This window comes from Kutzneria sp. NPDC051319, assembly GCF_040682195.1.
Classification (GTDB): Bacteria; Actinomycetota; Actinomycetes; order Mycobacteriales; family Pseudonocardiaceae; genus Kutzneria.
The window spans coordinates 45260-59717 of sequence record NZ_JBFBAM010000038.1; the positions used below are offsets into that span (position 1 = coordinate 45260).

13 protein-coding genes are annotated in these 14458 nt (G+C 70.5%); 5 read left to right on the forward strand and 8 right to left on the reverse strand.

Annotated features, from left to right (window positions below):
- Positions 1-51 precede the first annotated feature (51 nt).
- Complete coding sequence (locus AB0M73_RS30565) at positions 52-501, reverse strand: SRPBCC family protein (protein WP_363897646.1); 450 nt, start codon at positions 499-501, stop codon at positions 52-54.
- A gap of 41 nt (positions 502-542) precedes the next feature.
- Positions 543-2627, reverse strand: coding sequence for a catalase (locus AB0M73_RS30570; protein ID WP_363897649.1), 2085 nt, complete (start codon positions 2625-2627; stop codon positions 543-545).
- A 212-nt stretch (positions 2628-2839) separates the two neighbouring features.
- Here AB0M73_RS30570 and AB0M73_RS30575 point away from each other — a divergent pair, with 212 nt between their 5' ends.
- A complete protein-coding gene (locus AB0M73_RS30575; RefSeq protein ID WP_363897652.1) occupies positions 2840-3751 on the forward strand; it encodes a DUF1731 domain-containing protein in 912 nt (303 codons plus the stop codon).
- Between the two features lie 2 nt (positions 3752-3753).
- Here AB0M73_RS30575 and AB0M73_RS30580 read toward each other — a convergent pair whose 3' ends face one another.
- Positions 3754-4230 (reverse strand): MarR family winged helix-turn-helix transcriptional regulator, encoded by a 477-nt coding sequence (locus AB0M73_RS30580; protein ID WP_363897655.1) that lies wholly within the window; start codon positions 4228-4230, stop codon positions 3754-3756.
- Positions 4231-4276: 46 nt separating this feature from the next.
- Between AB0M73_RS30580 and AB0M73_RS30585 the strand changes: the two genes are divergently transcribed.
- The 4 genes from AB0M73_RS30585 (at position 4277) to AB0M73_RS30600 (ending at position 8908) form a co-directional block, all read left to right on the forward strand.
- Positions 4277-5545 carry an FAD-dependent oxidoreductase gene (locus AB0M73_RS30585; RefSeq protein ID WP_363897658.1) on the forward strand — a complete coding sequence of 423 codons (1269 nt, stop codon included), beginning with the start codon at positions 4277-4279 and terminating at the stop codon, positions 5543-5545.
- Between the two features lie 142 nt (positions 5546-5687).
- Positions 5688-6128 (forward strand): Hsp20/alpha crystallin family protein, encoded by a 441-nt coding sequence (locus AB0M73_RS30590; RefSeq protein WP_363897661.1) that lies wholly within the window; start codon positions 5688-5690, stop codon positions 6126-6128.
- Positions 6129-6287: 159 nt separating this feature from the next.
- The gene (locus tag AB0M73_RS30595) at positions 6288-7751 is read left to right on the forward strand and encodes an ornithine decarboxylase (RefSeq protein ID WP_363897664.1); all 1464 of its coding nucleotides are present in this window, start codon (positions 6288-6290) and stop codon (positions 7749-7751) included.
- Entirely contained in the window at positions 7748-8908 is a 1161-nt protein-coding gene (locus tag AB0M73_RS30600) for an amidohydrolase (RefSeq protein ID WP_363897667.1), read from the forward strand. Before AB0M73_RS30595 ends, AB0M73_RS30600 begins: the two co-directional genes overlap by 4 nt.
- Before the next feature lie 76 nt (positions 8909-8984).
- Here AB0M73_RS30600 and AB0M73_RS30605 read toward each other — a convergent pair whose 3' ends face one another.
- The 5 genes from AB0M73_RS30605 to AB0M73_RS30625 all read right to left on the reverse strand — a co-directional run bounded on the left by AB0M73_RS30605 (position 8985) and on the right by AB0M73_RS30625 (position 14445).
- Positions 8985-10139 carry an enolase C-terminal domain-like protein gene (locus tag AB0M73_RS30605; protein WP_363897670.1) on the reverse strand — a complete coding sequence of 385 codons (1155 nt, stop codon included), beginning with the start codon at positions 10137-10139 and terminating at the stop codon, positions 8985-8987.
- 13 nt (positions 10140-10152) lie between these two features.
- Positions 10153-11445 (reverse strand): sugar ABC transporter substrate-binding protein, encoded by a 1293-nt coding sequence (locus AB0M73_RS30610; protein ID WP_363897673.1) that lies wholly within the window; start codon positions 11443-11445, stop codon positions 10153-10155.
- Positions 11442-12254: a carbohydrate ABC transporter permease gene (locus AB0M73_RS30615; protein WP_043728105.1), complete on the reverse strand. Its 813-nt coding sequence runs from the start codon at positions 12252-12254 to the stop codon at positions 11442-11444. The genes AB0M73_RS30610 and AB0M73_RS30615 overlap by 4 nt, the downstream gene beginning before the upstream one ends.
- Before the next feature lie 2 nt (positions 12255-12256).
- Positions 12257-13129 carry a sugar ABC transporter permease gene (locus tag AB0M73_RS30620; protein ID WP_232240625.1) on the reverse strand — a complete coding sequence of 291 codons (873 nt, stop codon included), beginning with the start codon at positions 13127-13129 and terminating at the stop codon, positions 12257-12259.
- A 74-nt stretch (positions 13130-13203) separates the two neighbouring features.
- The gene (locus tag AB0M73_RS30625; protein WP_363897678.1) at positions 13204-14445 is read right to left on the reverse strand and encodes a pectate lyase; all 1242 of its coding nucleotides are present in this window, start codon (positions 14443-14445) and stop codon (positions 13204-13206) included.
- Positions 14446-14458: the final 13 nt, after the last annotated feature.

Sequence of the window (14458 nt, forward strand, 5' to 3'; positions counted from 1 at the left end):
GACACGGAGGACGCCTGGTCGGCTTTCTCGTGCCTGAGCACATCGGCCGATCTACGGCTGAACCGCGCGGGCACGCCCTCGGGCGAGGTCGGACAGGCGGCCCAGGACCTCCTTGTTGCGCGGACGCAGCAGCACACCTTGCACGGAGGCCGGCACGAGCGTCGCCGGCCCCTCGGTGGCGTGCTCGACCATGGTGATCGTGGTGCCGTCGCCGGTCGGCGTCAGCTCGATGCGGATCATCGCCGCGCCCAGCGGCCACAGCCGGGCCCGGAGTTCGATCATCCGGTCCGGCACGGTCGCCGTGACCTCCGTCCAGTCGTTGAACTGCAACGGCCACAGCCCGGCGCTGTGGTGGATCCGGCAGCCGACAGCGGGCCAGGCCGGATCCACCTCGCGGATGTGGGAGTTGCCGACGACCCATCCCGCATAGGACCAGCCGTCGGAGAGCACGGCGTACACATGCTCCGGGGACACCGGGACAGTCCTGCTGACCTCCGTCATGCCGGCGGGATGCCCGCCGGCATGACGGTGAAACGAGGCCGTCACACCGAAGGCGGGACGATGGAGGCCATCACGAGGTCGGCGCGCTCCCACACCCGGTGCAGACCCACCGCCGCCAGCAGCTCGGCGGCGAATTCCCGGCCGACCTCGTCGCCGGCGAGCACTCCGGGCTGGTCCGCGCCGATGCCGGCGGCGGCCAGCACCTGGAGTCCGTCGCCCCAGGCCGCGATCGCCTTGCAGTGCCGGAAGGCCTCCTGCAACAGCACGGTCAACTTGATGTCCCCGGTCGGCGTGGTCGAGCCGGCCACGACCAGCGCGTCGAACTCGATGGATCGCGTGGTCAGCAGTGTGCGGTCCACGGTGTGCAGGGACCGGCCCTTCTTCAACTCTCCGCCGACGGGGGCGATGACCAGCAGCGTGGCCCCGGCCCGCTCGACTGCCTTGCGCAGCTTCGTGATTCCCGCGAGGTCGGATCCCGCGTCGGCGATGACGCCGATCTTGCGGCCCGCCACCGGTCCGGGTTCGGTCACGACCTGGGACAGGGCGGGGGAGAGAACCACGTCCTCCGCCGGACTTCCCGTCGGGGCCGGCAGACCGAGGCCCGCGGCGACCTGCTCGCACAGGTCGGCGTCGACCTCGGCCAGCACGGCGAGTTCTCGTTGCTTGACGCCCTGCTCGTAGCACTTGCCCAACTCGAAGGTGAACGCCTCGACGACGTGCTTGCGCTCCAACGGCGTCAGACTCCGGTAGAACATCGTCGCCTGCGAGAAGTGGTCGTCGAAGGAGACCGGGTTCTCCCGGATCTTCGGGCCGCTGACCTCGCGCGGCACCTGCACGTACCCGCCCTCGTCGGCCGAGGCCCGGACGGGCCGGTCCTCGTCCAGGCCGTTGGGCAGGTAGGGGGTGACGCCCGTGTGCACGGCGGTCTGGTGCATCCCGTCGCGCAGGTTGTCGTTGACCGCGGCGTGCGGGCAGTTGATCGGCAGCTGGGTGAAGTTCGGCCCGCCGAGCCGGGTGAGCTGCGTGTCCAGGTACGAGAACAGGCGGGCCTGCATGAGCGGATCGTCGGTGACCTCGATACCGGGCACCAGATTGCCGGTGTGGAAGGCGACCTGCTCGGTCTCGGCGAAGTAGTTGGTGGGATTGCGGTCCAGGGTGAGCTTGCCGACCAGCTGCACCGGGGCCAGCTCCTCGGGCACGATCTTGGTCGGGTCGAGCAGGTCGATGCCCTCGAAGGTCTGGTCCTCGGTGTCGGGCAGCAGCTGCAGGCCCAGCTCGAACTCCAGCGGCGCGCCGGCCTCGATGGCGTCGGCCATGTCCCGGCGGTGGAAGTCCGGATCCACGCCGGCGGCGATCTGCGCCTCCTCCCAGACCAGCGAGTGCACGCCGGCGACCGGCTTCCAGTGGAACTTCACCAGCGTGGTCGCGCCCTCGGCGTTCACCAGCCGGAAGGTGTGCACGCCGAAGCCCTCCATGGTGCGGTAGGAACGCGGGATGCCCCGGTCCGACATCGCCCACAGCACGTGGTGGGTGGCCTCGGTGTGCGTCGACACGAAGTCCCAGAAGGTGTCGTGCGCGGTCTGCGCCTGCGGGATCTCCCGATCCGGATGCGGCTTGCCGGCGTGGATGACGTCGGGGAACTTGATGCCGTCCTGGATGAAGAAGACCGGCATGTTGTTGCCGACCAGGTCGAAGTTGCCCTCGGCCGTGTAGAACTTGACCGCGAACCCGCGCACGTCGCGCACCGTGTCGGCGGAGCCGCGCGAGCCCAGCACGGTGGAGAACCGGACGAACACCGGCGTCGTGCGGCGTTCGGCCAGGAAGTCGGCCCTGGTCACCGCGGCCGCCGTGCCGTAGGACTCGAAGGTGCCGTGCGCGGCCGCGCCCCGGGCGTGCACCACCCGCTCCGGGATGCGCTCGTGGTCGAAATGGGTGATCTTCTCGCGGAGGTGGAAGTCCTCCATCAACGTCGGACCGCGGGAGCCGGCCTTGAGCGAGTGGTCGGTGTCGGGCAGCCGCAGGCCCTGAGCCGTGGTGAGGAACTCTCCGTTCTGAGTGCGGGTTCCCTCCACGCCCGTGGGTTCCACGGGCGCCGGCGCGCTCTGGTCCGGTTTCGCAGACGGCATGGCGACTCCAGCTCTCTCGATGACCCTGTGCCGGCGTCGTGATCGCGAGGTCCACAAGAGGTGAGTGTCACTCGGTCCATGGTGAGACGGCCGCCGGCTGCTTGACGGCCGATCGACGCCGGGCTTCCGACTACCCGGCGGGTGTCCCGCCAAACCGGTCGACGGCTGCGACGTCATGTGGACCGGGCGGACCGCCGGTAGCGTCGCTCCCCATGGGCATCGTGCATTCCAGCGTCGTCGACTTTCCGCCGGACGAGGTGTTCGCCTGGCACCGCAGGCGTGGAGCGATGCCGCGGCTGACGCCGCCGTGGGCGCCGCTGCGCGTGCTCACGGAAGCCTCGTCGCTGCGCGACGGCCAGGCGGTGCTCGGGCTGCCGGGCTGGCTGCGATGGGTCGCCGCGCACCAACCCGATGGTTACGACCCGCCACGCCGGTTCGTGGACGAGCTGGTCTCGCAGCCGCTGCGCACGGTCCTGTCCTGGCGGCACAGCCATGAGTTCGCCGCCGAGGGTGACTCGGCGACACGGGTCACCGACCGGATCGACACACCGGTGCCCCAGGCCCTGCTGCGACCGATGGTCGCCTACCGCCACCCCCGTGGCGACGGCTTTCTCGCCGATGTCGTCGCCGACTGGGAGAGCGCCGCCCTGGCCGCCACCGAGGACGGCGTCCGGGTCGTCACGGTGCGCACCGGGATCGTGCAGTCCCCGCGCGGCGGCAGCCTGCGCTTGTTGTTCCCGTTGTTCGCGGCCGGACTCGGCGGCCGGCTGGGCGACGGCGAGCAGTGGCTGGCCTGGATCGGCATCGACGACATGATCGACGTCTACCTGCGGGCGCTGGTCGACCCCGGCCTCGTCGGACCGGTGAACGCCGTTGCGCCGCGACCGGTTCGCAACGCCGACTACACCACGGCGCTGGCTCATGTCCTGCACCGGCCGGCGCTGCTGCCCGTGCCGTCGTTCGGGCCCCGCCTGGTGCTCGGCGCGGAGGGAGCCGACGAGCTGGCCGGCGCCAGCCAACGGGTGGTGCCCCGTCGCCTGGAACAGGCCGACCACCGCTTCCGTCATCCTGAGGTGCGCCAAGCGCTGGCGCACGTTCTCGGCCGCGAACTCGGCGCACGCTGACGTCAGAAGTCCGCTGTCGGCTCGGAACGACTGTCGACCGCGTAGGCCCGCATGGTGTCGGTGACGGCGTCGAGGAAGTCGAGCACGGTACGCGCCTGGTCGTCCTCCAGTCGGCCGGCGATCTGCGCGACCTGATCCACCAGCGGCGCCAACGCCTGACGCACCTCCTTGCGAGCGTGGTCGGTGGCGCGGAGCACGACACGCCTGCCGTCGCGCGGGTCCGGCCCGCGTTCGAGATGCCCGGCCGCCACCATGCGGTCCACCAGCACCGTCGCCGATGCCGACCGCATCCCGAGCCGGTTGCCCAGCTCCACCGGGCCGAGCGGATCGGCGCTGGACACCACGTGGTCCACCGCCTGCACGTCGGTCACCCGCACGCCGAGGCGCCGGGCCAATGCGCCCTGCATCTCCCGGCCGGCCTGTAGCAGCCGGCGCACCGCGAGGTTGACCTCTCGCCCGGCCGCTCGATCGTCAGACATCCGCGAATGGTAGCTAGAAAGTCTAACGACGTGTACCGTCCGCGATATGACTAGAAGTTCTAGTGATATGGGTGGCGCGAGCGGGCCGGGATGCGTGGTGGTCGGCGGCGGCCCCGGCGGCGTGATGCTGGCCTACCTGCTGGGGCGGGCCGGCGTGCCGGTGACCCTGCTGGAGGCGCACCGCGACTTCGACCGCGACTTCCGCGGCGACTCGTTGCACCCGTACACGCTCGAACTCCTCGACCAACTCGGCCTGGCCGCCGAGTTGCTGACGTTGCCGCACCACAAGGCGCGGTACTTCCGGTTCCACACCCCGTCCGGCACGGTGACCACCGCCGACTACGGACGGCTGCGCACCGGCTTCAACTACGTCGCCCTCATGCCGCAGGCCCGATTCCTGGACTTCCTCGCCGCCCGGTTCGCGCGGCTGCCCGGCTGCCGGCTGCTCACCGGGGCCAAGGTCACCGACCTGCTCCGCGCGGACGACCGCGTGATCGGCGTGCGCTACCGCGACGAGCACGGCGTCCACGACCTGCGCGCCGAAATGGTGGTCGCCGGCGACGGCCGCTTCTCCAAGCTGCGCCGCCTGGCCGACCTGCTGGCCCGTTCCCTCGGCGCGAGCACCGACCTGCTGTGGCTGCGGCTGCCCCATCACGACAGCGACCCGCCGGACGCCGACGTGGACCTGTTCTTCGGCCGCGACCACTACGTCGGTCTGCTGGCCGGGCCGCAGGGTTGGCAGGTGGGCTACAGCCTGCCCAAGGGCGGCTACCCCGCGGCCCGAGAAGCCGGCGTCGCGCCGATCCGGGCCTTCCTCGACCAGCACGTCCCGTGGTTGTCCGACCGGACCCATCTGCTTACCGACTTCGCCCGGACGACCCTGCTGTCGGTGGACATCTCGCGCGTGGACACCTGGTGGCGGCCCGGGCTGCTGCTGATCGGCGACGCGGCGCACGTGATCTCTCCGGTCGGCGGCAACGGCATCCTGATGGCCATCCAGGACGCGGTGGCCGCCGCCAACCACCTCGCGCCCGCGCTGCTTCACCCCGGCGCCGTTCCCGACGAGGTGCTCGAAGCCGTGCAGCGCGAGCGTGAACCGGCCATCCGCACCGTGCAGGCACAGCAGGTCCGCATCGAGCAGCGCTCGGCGCGGGCCCGCCGGACCGGCCGCCCCATCGCGCCACCGGCCCTGCTCAAGGCGATCACCGCCATCCCGGGAGTAAGGGCCCGTGCGGCGAGGTCCAACGCCTACGGCCCGATGCCGCCGGCATTGAATCCCACCCTGACGACGAGCCTGACCCAGGTCGGGTCGTAGCACGGACGGCCAAGGCGATCGCGGGGGACCATGATCTGCCTCTATGTCGTCCATTGGACGACATAGATGTTGTCATCTAATGGACGACATGATAGAAAGGTGGTGCGCGTTGACACCAGACAAGGGACTTGGAGGTGGGACGATGTTGATGCGCACCGACCCGTTCCGGGAGTTCGACCGGCTGACCCAGCAGGTGTTCGGGACTCAGGGGACCTGGTCACGTCCGGCGGCGATGCCGATGGACGCCTACCGCAGCGGTGACGAGTTCGTCGTGCACTTCGACCTGCCCGGGATCGACCCCGACGCGATCGAGCTCGACGTCGAGCGCAACGTGCTGACCGTGAAGGCGGAGCGCCGCCCGATCGAGCGCGGCGACGGCGTGGAGATGCAGGTCGCCGAGCGGCCGCTGGGCGTGTTCTCCCGCCAGCTGTTCCTCGGTGACGCACTCGACGCCGACCGGATCGCGGCCGGGTACGAGCAGGGCGTGCTGACCCTGCGTATCCCGGTGGCCGAGCGGGCCAAGCCGCGCCGGATCGCCGTCGACCACAGCTCGCCGGAACCCAAGCAGATCAACGCGAACTGACGCGAGGCAACACCCCCGGACGAACCCTGCCGGCGCCACGCCGGCAGGGTTTCTCGCGACCAGGACAGAATGCGCGCGACGCCGGACATCACCCGCCGTTCGCCGGGTAGCCGGGCCCGGCCGGTGGTTTCCCCGTTGGCCGGGCGGGAATCCGGGGCCATGGACCACAGCAGAGCGCCGGTGCTCGATGCCCTCGTCGAGTTCCACGAGCAGGGCATCACGCCCTTCAACCCGCCCGGCCACAAGCAGGGGCGCGGGGCCGACCAGCGTGTCGTGGACGTCGTAGGGGAGGGCGTGTTTCGCAGCGACGTGCTCGGTCCCAACGGCCTGGACGACCGGCTGCTGCGGCACGGCGTGTTGCAGGAGGCCCAGGAGCTGATGGCCGATGCCGTCGGCGCCGAGCACACGTTCTTCTCCACGTGCGGCAGCTCGCTGTCGGTCAAGAGCGCGATGTTGGCGGTGGCCGGGCCGCACGAGAAGCTGATCGTGGCCCGGCACGCGCACAAGTCGGTGATCTCGGGCCTGATCATCAGCGGCGTGTCTCCGGTGTGGGTGCATCCGCACTGGGACGGCGAGCGGCACCTGTCGCATCCGCCCGGCCCGGACGAGGTGCGGGCGGCGTTCGAGGCCGAGCCCGAGGCCAAAGGCATGCTGCTCGTCACCCCGACGGACTACGGGACGTGCGGGGACATCGCGGCCATCGCCGAGGTGTGCCACGAGTTCGACAAGCCGCTGATCGTGGACGAGGCGTGGGGTGCGCACCTGCCGTTCCATCCGGCCCTGCCGCCGTGGGCGATGAACGCCGGCGCCGACCTGTGCGTGACCAGCGTGCACAAGATGGGCGCGGCCGTCGAGCAGAGTTCGGTGTTCCACCTCCAGGGCAACCGTGTCGATCCCGCTGTGCTGAAGGCGCGCGAGGATCTGCTCGGCACCACCAGCGCGTCGTCGCTCGTGTACGCCACTTTGGACGGTTGGCGGCGGCAGATGGTCGAGGACGGCGAGAAGCTGCTGTCGACGGCGTTGTCCCTGGCCCACGGCGTCCGCCGGGAGATCGACGAGCTGCCGGGGCTGCGGGTGATGGGCGAGCGCGAGTTCATCGGCCCGGCGGACTCCTTCGACCCGCTCAAGGTCGTCGTCGATCTGTCGGAGCTCGGCATCAGCGGGTACCAGGCGGCGGACTGGCTGCGGGCGCGCCGGCAGGTCACGGTGGGTCTGTCCGACCACCGGCGGATCGTCGCCATCATCACCATCGGCGACGACGAGCGGACGGCCGCGACGCTGGTGGCGGCGCTCGGCGATCTGACGAAGGCGGCCGAGCGGATGAAGGCTCCGCCGGCACTGCACCTTCCCGACCCGCACGATCTCGAGCTGAGCACGGTGATGTTGCCCCGCGACGCCTTCTTCGGCGAGACCGAGCAGGTGGGCGTGGACGAGGCGGTCGGCCGGGTCGCGGCGGAGATGATCAGCCCGTATCCGCCCGGCAGTCCGGCCCTGGTGCCCGGCGAGGTGATCACCAAGGACGTGCTCGACTACCTGCGTAGCGGCTTGGCCGCCGGGATGCAGCTGCCGGACCCGGCCGACTCGGACCTGGAGTCGATCCGTGTCGTCCGGGATTCGGCGTGACCGACCGGATCCGCCACGAGATCGACCGGCACGCGGACGAGCTGTGGCGGATCAGCCAGTTCCTGCACGACAACCCGGAACTGGCGTTCCAGGAGCATGCGGCGTGCGCCGAACTCGTCGCCGTGCTCTCGACGGCGCAGTTCGAGGTGGTGCAAGGGATCGCCGACCTGCCGACGGCGTTTCGGGCTCGTTGGGGCACCGGGGCGTCGCCGCACGTGGCGTTGCTGCTGGAGTACGACGCGTTGCCCGGCCTCGGGCACGCCTGCGGCCACAACCTCATCGCCACCGCCGGTCTCGGCGCGGCCCTCGCCGTCCGGCACGCTCTGCCCGACCTCGCCGGCACGTTGGAGGTGATCGGCACTCCGGCCGAGGAGGGCGGCGGCGGAAAGATTCTGGAGCTGGAGGCCGGCGTCTTCGACGGAATCGATGCCGCCCTGATGTTCCATCCCGGCGTGCACGACTGGCGGTACGCGCCGCTCACCGCGCAGATCGAGGTCGCAGTCCGGTTCTACGGCCGCGCTGCCCATCCCACCGGCAATCCCACCGAGGGCATCGACGCGTTGGCCGCGCTGGTGCAGCTGTTCACCGCGCTGGCGATGCTGCGGTCCCGGTTGCCGCTCGGGTCTCATGTGCAGGGCATCGTCACGCAGGGCGGAACGGCTACCAACATCGTGCCCGAGCTGGCCGAGGGACGCTTCGGCGTGCGCGGCCTGACCACCGCGGCGCGTGACGATCTCGTGGCGCAGCTGACCGAGTGCGCCCACGGCATCGCTCGCGCCACCGGCACCACGGTCGAGGTCGAGGCGGTGAGCACGGGCTACCAGCACGTCCGGGACAACGCCGCGCTGTCCGGCACGTTCGCCCGACACCTGGCCGAATCCGGTATCACGCTCACGGAGCCCGAGCCGGGTGTTTTCCTCGGCTCCTCCGACATCGGCGACGTCAGCAACACACTCCCGGCGATCCACCCGTTTCTCGCCATCGCCGATGCCGACCGGTCCGACCACACCCCGGAGTTCGCGGCGGCCGCGGCCAGCACACGTGGCCGCGCGGTGATGCTGGCCGCCGCTCGCGCATTGGCCGAGACCGCGGTCGACGTACTCACCCGGCCCGAGCTGCTGGACCAGGCATGGCAGGACTTCCACGCCGCCGACTGAGCGGCCGCAGCATGTCGGGCGGGAGGGGGAGTCGAACACCTTCGCAGTAGCACGTGGCCGACGAGTGCGTGGCCGATCACCAGGTGTCGACGGTGTGCGCCGCGATGTGACCCAGGTTCCAGTCGTCGCCGAGGCCCGGCGCCGTCGGCATGGCGACCAGGCCCTCGGCGTCCACGGCGTCGACGACCGAGTTCCGGTGCGGTGGCGGACGATCGAAGTCGACGTGGGGGTGCAGCAGGCCACGCTCGTACCAGCGGCCGCTCTCGCTCCCGCCGAGGACGGCGAGGTTGCCGGAGCCGTTGCCATGGATCTCGCAGTCCATGTTGAACGCCTCGGCCAGATGCACGGCCTTGAGCGTCGCGCCGATGCCGCCGCAGTCGTCGACGCCGGCCCGCAGGATGTCGCAGGCGCCGGCCCTGATCCACTCGGCGCGGACGAAGTGCTTGCCGCCGGCGGTTTCCGGTCCGATCACCGGCACCCCCAGCTGCTGCGCCAGCCATTGGTACGAGCTGATCGACGCCTCCTCCATGGGTTCCTCGTACCAGGCGAAGTCCAGCCGCTCCAGGGCCCGCCCGAGCTCCAGCGCCTCGGTCCGGCGGTACCAGTGGTTGGCGTCCAGCATCAACGCGACGTCGGGCCCCACGGCCTCGCGGACCGCGGCGCAGGTCTTGATGTCGAGCTGGACGTCCGGCGCGAACGGCACCGGCGGCATCCAGGTGTGCAGCTTGATGCCCCGGTAGCCCCGCTTGACCAGCTGCTCGGCGAAGGCCGCGTAGTCCTCGGGGCAGCTCAGCCCGCCCGGGATCTCGTCGCCGCACATCGTGCTGGCGTACGCCGGCACGCGGTCGCGGGCGCCGCCGAGCAGCTTCCACACCGGCAGGCCGACCCGGCGGCCGAGCAGGTCCCACAGCGCCTGGTCCACGTAGCCGAGCGCACGGTCGGTCAGGCCGCCGTGCGCGCCCCGCTGCCGCCGGGCCAGCGTCTGCCAGATCTCCTCGCGACACCAGGGGTCCCGACCGAGCAGCACCGGCCGGATGTGCCCGGACAGCACCGGCTCCCGCAGGTGGTCGGGCTGCACCTGGCAGTAGCCGGTGCGGCCGTCCCCGTCGGTGATCTCCAGCATCGCGGCCCGGACCTCGTGCTCCGGCGCGGGATGGCGGTGCCCGGCCTCGTCGACCGCGGTGCTGGCCGTCGTGGTGAAGACGCGGACGGCCACAGCTTCGATCAGCATCGGCGATGTGTTCCTATCCCTTGTGCGAACGCCAGTCGCGCTCGGCGGCGGTCAGCTCGTCGGCGAGCCCGTGCAGGAAGTCGTTGGCGGACAACGTGCCCAGCAGCACCTTCTGGTAGCGCGGCTCGCTGTCGGCCTTGGTGATGGGCGAGAACCGCGGCAGTGCGAACGGCGCGGTGGCCAGCACGGTGTCCTTGGCCCGGAGCACACCCAACGCCATCTCCACCGGCTGGTCGGCGCGCAGCCACGCGTCGGCGTACACGTCGGTGTTGGCCGGGATCTGGCCGACCTGCTGGTTCCAGTAGCTGTTGCTGTCCTTGGACAGCAGGAACTGCACGAACTTCCAGGCGGCGTCCTGGTGCTCGCTGGCCTTGAACACCGCGAAGCCGTCGGTGGGGTTGGGCACCACGGTGCGCTTGCCGGACGGGCCGACGGGCAGCGGGATCGCGCCGACCTTGTCCGGTCCCAACGCCTTGAGCAGGTCGCCGGACGAGCCGAGGTTGTGGTGCATCATCGCCACGGATCCGCCGGTGAACTCGGCGACCATCTGGGTGTAGCCGTTGTTGACGTCCGCCGCCGGCGTCGCCTTGCCGTACAGCGCGGCGACCCGGCGCACCAGGTCGACGTTGCCCGGGGCGGCCGTGGTGCTCGTGCCGTCGGCGCCGAAGAAGCTCGGCTGCCCGGAATACGAGTATGCCTCGCTCAGCAGTTGGAACACCGAGCCGGCACCGCCGCGAACGGTGTAGCCGTAGCGGTTCGCGCTCCGGTCGGTGAGCCGGGCCGCGTCGGCCAGCAGTTCATCCCATGTGGACGGTGGTTGCAGGCCGGCCTGCGCGAACCAGTCCTTGCGGTACCAGATGACGTCGAGGTTGGCCGAGGACGGCAGCTCGTAGAGCTTGTGGTCGCCGCCGGCCTGCCGCACGTCGTCGACCAGGCTGGGCAGCAGCTTGTCGCGCAGGGGGCTGCCGGCGAGCCGGTCGTCCAGCGGCGCCAGCGCGTCCTGCCCGACCAGGTCCGACAGGTACGAGGTGGTGACGCCGCCGACGTCGGGGGTGGCGCCGCCGGCGATCGCGGTGTCGTACTTCTGCTGCACCGACGAGCTGGGAATGCCGACGTACTCGACGTGGATGTCGGGCTCGGCCCGCTCGAACTCGGCGATCAGGTGCTGGAAGACCGGCGTGCGGCCGGGGCCGCCGTTGTTGTCCCAGAACGTGATCGTCACCTTGCCGTCGGCGTCGCCGCCGCCGCAACCGGCCAACCCCAGCACGCACGCCAGGATCACCGCGATCGTCGTGGCTCTGCTCATCCCTTCACCGCTCCCGCCGTCAGTCCCTGCACCAGGAAACGCTGTATCACCGCGAAGACGAGGACCACGGGCACCGCGGCGACCATGCCGCCGGCCGCGAGCGCGCCGAAGTCCACCGTGAACTCGCCGAGCGTGTAGCTCAGCCCGACCGGCAGGGTGAACTTGTCCTGCCGGCCGGAGAACATGAGAGCGAACAGGAAGTTGTTCCAGGAGCCGATGAACGCGAACGAGCCGACCGCGACCAGCGCCGGTCGCAGCTGCGGCAGGACCACCGCGAAGAACGCGCGCAGCCGGCCGCACCCGTCCACCATCGCGGCCTCCTCCAGATCGACCGGAATGCCACGGACGAAGCCGCTCATCAGGATCACCGCCAGCGGGAGCTGCGCCGCGCTGTCGGCGATCACCAGGCCCTGCAGGCTGTTGAGCAGGTGGGTGGCCTTGAAGACCAGGAACAGGGGGATGAGCACCATCGCCCCGGGCACGAACTGCGAGCACAGCAGCGCCAGCAGGAAGGCCCGCCGGCCGCGGAACGCGAAGCGGGCCAGCGCGTAGCCGCCCATCAGCCCGAGCACACAGACGACCACGAGGGTGCCGAGCGCGACGATGGCGCTGTTGCGGAAGAACACCGCGAAGCCGAGATCCGTCCACACGGTGCGGAAATGGTCCAACGTCGCCGGCCACGGCACCAGCGCCGTCGACCCGGTCGGCCGGAAGGCGAACACCAGCATCCAGTAGAACGGCACCAGCGTGACCACCAGATAGGCGCCCAGCGGCAGGAACAGGCGGGCGAACCGGCCCTTGTCGCGCATCGTCACCTCCGGTCGAACTTGGACAGTCGCAGGTACAGCACGGAGAAGAACAGCAGGACGACGAAGCCGGCCGTGGTCAGCGCCGAGCCGTAGCCGAAGTCGTGCGCGTCGACCGCCTTGCGCGCCACGTACAGCGGCAGCGTGGTGGTCTGGTCGGCCGGCCCGCCGCCGGTCAGCGTGTAGAGCAGGTCGACGTTGTTGAACTCCCACACCGCCCGCAGCAGCGTGGACAGCACGATGGCGTCGCGCAGGTGCGGCAGCGTCACCATCCGGAACCGCTGCCAGCGGGTCGCGCCGTCCACCGACGCCGCCTCGTACAGATCCGGGGGAATGCCCTGAAGATCGGCGAGCAGCAGGATGGCGAAGAAAGGCACGCCACGCCACAGTTCCGCGACGACCGTGGCCGGGAACACGGTGGCCGGGTCGCCGAGCACGGACGTGCCCGGGCTGCCGATGCCCGCGGCCGCCAACTGCTGGAAGACGCCGGTGGACGGGTTGTAGAGCAGGATCCAGATGCCGGTGGTCAGCACACCGGACACGGCCCACGGCGAGAACACCAGGGCCCGCGCCAGACCGCGGCCGACGAAGGTCTCGTTGACGATCAGCGCGAGCCCCAGACCCAACAGCAGTTGCAGGCCGACCTCCACGACGACCCACCGCGCGCTGAAGCCGAGGCTCTGCCAGAACAACGGGTCGTGCAGCAGCATCTGCCGGAAGTTGTCGAGGCCGGCGAAGCCGTTGGCCCAGCTGCGGGTGACGTCGTAGTGCTGGAGGCTGTAGTACGCCACGCTGCCGACGGGATAGACCACGAACACGGCCATCAGCAGCACCGTCGGGGCGATCAGCACGTACGGCGTCCATCGGGCTCTGCTCACACCGATCCTTCCGTGTGGTGGACGCCGGTGCGCTGGAGCAGGCGCACCGGCGCCTCTGGCGGGACGGCGGCCCGTCAGCCGAGATGACCCGCGCCGGTGCTGCCGGGCAGCTGCGAGGGCAGTCCGGACGCCGGTTGCAGATCGGTGTAGAGCGTCGGTGTCCAGTTGACCGTCGTGCCCAGTGGCGTGCCGGGGTTGGCCGCGTTGAACGCCGCCACCACGTCGACGGAAGCGCCGTTGACCACGCTGCCGGTGGCGTGGATGCCCGTGCCGCCCCAGTTGTGCAGCGCGGCGGCGGCCGTCACGCCACTGAACTGGAAGTTGTTGTTCTGGGCGTAGATCTGCGACTGCTTGCCGACGCCGAGGCTGTAGTCGAAGCCGGCGCCGGACCGGTAGAGGTTGTCGTACACGTGGACCTGGCCGAACCGAACCCGTGGCGCCCGCTCCAGCACGCCGTCGAAGACGTTGTGGTGCACGGTGACCCGCAGATGTCCGGCGTCGGAGGTCTTGCTGTCCGAGTTGCCGATCAGCATCGTCTTGTCGTGCTGGGTGAACACGTTGCGCTCCACGGTGACCAGGTCGGCGGCGCTGGTGATGTCCAGCTGGCCGTCGTGCTGCTGGAACGGCCGGCCGAAGTAGGTCGGCTCCTTGCTGTCCGGGTACGGGGCGTCGGTGAACGTGTCGTGGTCCACCCACACGTGGGTCGCGCCGGCGAGGGAGACGTTGTCGAACTGCGAGTTCCAGTTGCCGGTGCTGCCGTCGGTCGGATCCCACTGCGGGAAGCAGTCGAAGGCGTCGGCGAACGTGAGGTTGCGGATGATCACGTTGTCGCTCTTGACGATCAGGTTGCCGCCGAGCAGCCGGGCCGTGGCGCCGACACCGACGATCGTGGTGTTCGCCCCCACCTTGATCTCCACGCGAGCGGCCTGCGCGGACTCGGACGCCGCTCGGGCGCTCTCCTGCGGACCGGACGGCACCTTGGTGCGGCCCCAGGTCGCCGGGTCGTAGGCCTTGAGGTAGCCGGCGAGCGTGTACCCGTCGACGGCGTAGTCCTGACAGGACAGTGCCTTGCCCGACGAGTTGGTGTTGGCGTCGATGGTTCCGCTGACGTACACGATCTTCGGCGTGTCACCCTTCACCGCGGCGGCCAGTTGGTCGCGCGTGCTGACGGTGGTGACGTGGCCGGCGGTGGCAGCGGAACCGCCGGTCGTGCCGTTGGCCCAGCCGTCCTTGGCCGGCAGTGCCTGGTGGCCGGGATCCGTGGCGGTGGGGGAGAGCAGGGTGGCGGCCGTGAGCGCGGCCATGAACAGCTTCATCGCTGGTGCCTTC